The 4,541-nt window shown below is 66.5% G+C and carries 4 protein-coding genes and 1 pseudogene; all 5 read right to left on the bottom strand.

Annotated features, from left to right (window positions below; genetic code table 11):
- Positions 1 to 1,258 (bottom strand): hypothetical protein (locus tag Q4E95_RS07090; protein ID WP_303382649.1); only part of this gene is annotated, 1,258 nt, incomplete at its 3' end.
- A gap of 173 nt (positions 1,259 to 1,431) precedes the next feature.
- Complete coding sequence (locus tag Q4E95_RS07085; RefSeq protein ID WP_303382648.1) at positions 1,432 to 1,824, bottom strand: cytidine deaminase; 393 nt, start codon at positions 1,822 to 1,824, stop codon at positions 1,432 to 1,434.
- A gap of 2 nt (positions 1,825 to 1,826) precedes the next feature.
- Entirely contained in the window at positions 1,827 to 3,137 is a 1,311-nt protein-coding gene (locus Q4E95_RS07080; protein ID WP_303382647.1) for an ABC transporter permease, read from the bottom strand.
- Entirely contained in the window at positions 3,134 to 4,342 is a 1,209-nt protein-coding gene (locus Q4E95_RS07075) for an ABC transporter permease (protein ID WP_303382646.1), read from the bottom strand. The genes Q4E95_RS07080 and Q4E95_RS07075 overlap by 4 nt, the downstream gene beginning before the upstream one ends.
- Positions 4,339 to 4,541 (bottom strand): annotated as a pseudogene (locus tag Q4E95_RS07070) (heme ABC transporter ATP-binding protein); the annotation flags it as partial. The pseudogene Q4E95_RS07070 and the gene Q4E95_RS07075, both read right to left, overlap by 4 nt.

The raw sequence follows: 4,541 nt of genomic DNA, 5'->3' as shown, positions 1-4,541 counted from the left end.
TGTCCGCCAGGGTCAACACCAGGTTGCCGGTGGCCAACGAGTCGCCGCTGGGCTGCTCACTCGGCGCGGTGTAGGACGGCGCCACATCGGTGTTCTGCGCAATCTGAGGGGCGTCGGCGGGGTCGTCGTCCGCGGCGAGTGCCGCTGCTCCCGCGCCGCTGGGTGCCACCGGGGTTTCGGGCTCGGTGAAACCGCCGAACTCGGACTCATCCAGGTGTTCCGGCAAGTCGGTGCGCTCATCACGGGGCGCATCATGCTCGGTTCGGACCTGGACCTCGGTTTCCTGGCTCTCCTGCGCGGAGCCCTGCGCGTCACGATCGGCGTGCTCACCATGGGCGGGGTCCGAATCGACGCTCCGGGGCTCCTCGGCCGGACGGTTCTCGTGGAGCTCCCGGGCGTGGTCGTGGGTTGCCTGGTCGTCGGCCGCAACCACGATGGGTTCGGGGTCGGCTTTCGTCACGATCTGGCCATCAGCCACCGGGGAGGTATCCGTACCGTCGACCACGCGCACGGACTCGATGTCCTTCGCCTGGCGGTCGTCGTGGACTTCATGGTCCGGGACGGGCGTTTTGGTAGCGCCCGAGTGAGTGTCGAGTCCGGCCGGGTTGCGCTGCTCGGAGCCCTGGGCGTCCTGGCGAACATCGCCATCGGACAGGGTGCGGCCCTGCACATAACTCTCCTTGCCGGACTGCCCGCTCGGGAAGGCGTAGTCAACCGTGACCAGGCGTTGACCGTTCTGCTCGGGAGCCACGGTCAAATCCAATTGACGCCACGGGCCCACGGGGGTGTTCATCGACTGGGTGTACAGATCGGCGACATCGTCGAACAGCGGGGATCCCTGATCCACGGTGCCGTTCTCCACCTCGTCCTGGGCATCACCGTGCGCCTGGCGCGTCTGGTGGGTCATGACGTTTCCCGACTGGACCAGCGTCAAACGCGCGCGGTCTGCGCCCCGGGACAACAGGATGTCCACCAGGTTGCGCAGCGGACCGGATTCCGGCAGTTGCTGCTCCGTGGCCTCTTGAGCGGAGCGATCATCGGCACGGTTGTCGGCGGCGACATCTGCCGTGTCGTGGGTGGCCTCTGCCCGCGGGGCGTTACCCACGGGGGCACCCTGTCCCGACGTGCTCGCGTTCTGATTGTCCTGCGCGCGAGAATCGATGCCCTGCGCGCGGGGGTCGTTGGCGGGCGCTCCGGGTGCTGGCTGCGGAGTGCTGGGGGCGGTGCTTTTACTGCGGAACAAGTCTCTCAAACCCACGTGTAGTTTCCTTCCGGACCGTCGCGTACTCTTCTGCCAAAGTATAGGGCTGTGTGTTGAGCACCGGGTGGGAATGGGGGTTCCAGCGGCGCGTGAACCGAGTTGACATGACGGGCGAACCCCGGCTCATCGGTGATGACCCGGGGTTCGCCCGTCGTGGAAAGATCCAAGCGTCATGCCAGGTTGTGGGGTCCGAACGCGTCCGGAAGCACCTGGTCCATGCTGCGCACACCGCTCACGGTCAGCAGTTCCATGCCGGGGGCACGGTGTTCGTACAGCAGCTGACGGCAACGACCGCACGGCATCAATACATCTCCGTTGCCGTCCACGCACACGAAGGCCGAGAGCTTGCCGCCACCGGACATGTACAGGGCCGAGACCAACGAACATTCCGCGCAGAGGGTGACCCCGTAGGACGCGTTCTCGATATTGGCCCCGGCGACCACGCGACCGTCGTCCACGAGAGCCGCGGCACCCACCGGGTAGTTCGAATAGGGCGTGTACGCATGTTGCAGGGCGTCGGTGGCGGCCTGCTGCAGGCTGCGCCAAGCGGCGTCGTCGATCATGGTTACTCCTTCACGTAGGGCTCGCCGGACGCGGCGGGACCCCGGGAGGCTCCGACCAGGCCGGCTACGGCCAGGATGGTCACGATGTAGGGCAGCATGGCCAGGAACTGGCTGGGTACGGACGTGCCCAGGAACGACAGGATCGATTCCAGGTTGGATGCGAAGCCGAACAATAGCGAGGCGAACAGGGCGCCCACCGGGTTCCACCGGCCGAAGATCAATGCCGCCAGCGCAATGTAGCCCGCGCCCGAGGTCATGTCGCGTGTGAACGCCGAGACCGAGACCAGCGTGTAGAACGCCCCACCCAGGCCCGCCACCGCACCGCCCATGAGCACGTTGCGCACGCGCAGTGCGTTGACGGACACACCCAGGGTGTCCGCGGCCTTGGGGTGCTCGCCCACGGCGCGTGTTCGCAGACCCCAGCGGGTGCGGTACAGGGCGTACCAGACGAGCGCCACGGTCATGTACATGATGTACCCAATGATGGACTGATCGAAGAAGACCGGGCCGATCACGGGAATTTCGGACAACACCGGAATGGTGACGTGGGGCAGCCGGGCCGGTGAATTGTAGTCCGCGGCGTTGGGCTGCAGCACGGTTGCGAAGAGGAAGCCCGTCAGACCGGAGACCAGGACGTTGAGCACCACGCCCACGATCACCTGATTCACGCGGTACTTGATCGAGAAGATCGCGAGCACCAGGGACACCAGCATGGAGCCGACCACGGCGGCCAACAGACCCACCCACACGTTGTCGGCCAGCGTTGCGGCCACGGCTGCGGAAAACGCGCCGAACAACAGCTGCGCCTCGATCGCGATGTTCACCACGCCGGAGCGTTCGCACAACAGGCCACCCAGGGAACCGAAGATCAAGGGCGTGGCCAGGGCGACCGAACCGGCCAGCAGCGCGGTCAGCGAGATGCTGGGGGTCTGCGCGGTGCCCACGATCCACACCAGGAAACCCGTGACGAAGAGGAAACCGGCCAGGATCAGAGCCCAGCGAGGCAGACTGCGGGCGCGGATCGCGGCGAACACCGCGAGAGCGGCCAGCGCAATGGTGACCAGCCACCCGTACGGGGTGATCGGTACGGACAGGTGGGGCAGTTCAATGGCGTCACCGGGGTCCGAGAGCCGGAACTCCACGGACCCGCCGGCAGCGTTGAGCGCGAAGAGGATCAGCGCCACCAGTGCCAGGATCGCCAGACCGATGGCGGGTCGGAACGTGCGCACACCCACGGTGCGGTTCGCGGCCGCGGTGGACAGTTCCTCCCGGGGCGCGTCCGAGGACTCGGGTGCCGTGATTGCGGTACTCACGCTGCCACCTCCTTGCGACGGGACTTGAGTTTCAGCAGCGGCGGCAGTGCCACGAACAACACGATCAGGGACTGCACGACCAGGACGATGTCGATGTTGGTTCCGGTGGACGTCTGCATGGTCACGCCTCCGGCGCGGAACGCGCCGTACAGGATGCCCGCGAAGAACGTGCCCCACGGCTTGGATCGGCCCAGCAGCGCCACGGTGATGGCGTCGAATCCGAAGGACGCCGCGATGCCCACCGTGAGCGAGTGTTCCGTTCCGGCGATCTGCGCGGTGCCGGCCAGACCGGCCAGCATGCCGGCGATCACCATGACCACCACGAATCCCTTGGTCACCGAGATACCGGCGGTGCGTGCGGCCCGCGGATTGGCGCCCACGGCTCGCAGTTCGAAACCAATGGTCGAGCGGTTCAGCAGCCACGCGACGGCCACGGTCGCCACCACGGCCACCACGAAGCCCCAGTGCAGCCGGAAACCGTCCCCGAGCAGTTTGGGGAACATCGCGGTCTCGGCAATGGGTGGGCTGATGGGATTGGCGGAGCCCTCACGCTGGAACGTGGACAGGGTCAGCAACCAGGACACCAGGTTGATCGCGATGTAGTTGAGCATGATGGTCAGGATGACCTCGTGCGCGCCGGTTCGTGCCTTGATCAGGCCCACGACGCCGCCCCAGATGGCACCTCCCAGCGCACCGGCCACCACGACCACCAGCAGATGCAAACCGGCGGGCAGCTGCCACGCGAAGCCCACGTAACCGGCCAGGGTCGCGCCGATCAGGATCTGACCCTGCGCACCGATGTTGAACAGGCCCGTGCGGAAGGCCAGGGCAACGCCGAGACCCGCGAGGATCAACGGGGTGGCCACGGTGAGCGTTTCGGTCAGCGGGTACAACTTGCCGGCCGGTCCGCTGCCGTGGGGGTTGTACACGGCGCCGTGGAACATGGCGATGTACGCGCTGGAGGCCGCATCCCACATGGCTGTGAACGTGTCCCCGGGCCGCGCGAAGAAGTATCTCGCGGATTCGCGCACCGTCTCGTCGGTGGCCGCGATCAACAGTCCGCCCAGTAACAGCGCGACCAGGACCGCCAACAATGATTGCAGTGTGGAGCCCAGCAGTGAACGGCGGTAGTCGTCCGGGGTCAGTTCGACCGGCGAGGGCGCCGAGACCTGATTCGATTCCGGAGAGGTGGTCGTAGCACTCATGCCGTGTGCGTCCCCTCGTGTTGATGCTGATCTTGGCTGTCATCCCAGGGCGCGGGAGGCAGGACCTCGTCGGCCGTCTCACCGGCCATCATGCGGCCCAATGTTTCCCTGGGCGTATCCGGGGGGACGATGCCCATCAGTTTCCCGTGGAAGAACACGGCGATCCGGTCCGCGAGCGCGTACACCTCGTCCAGTTCGG

The sequence above is a fragment of the Kocuria sp. genome (assembly GCF_030536815.1).
Classification (GTDB): Bacteria; Actinomycetota; Actinomycetes; order Actinomycetales; family Micrococcaceae; genus Kocuria; species Kocuria gwangalliensis.
The sequence above is the reverse complement of the archived record's forward strand: the minus strand, read 5'-3'. Positions and strand labels throughout refer to the sequence as shown.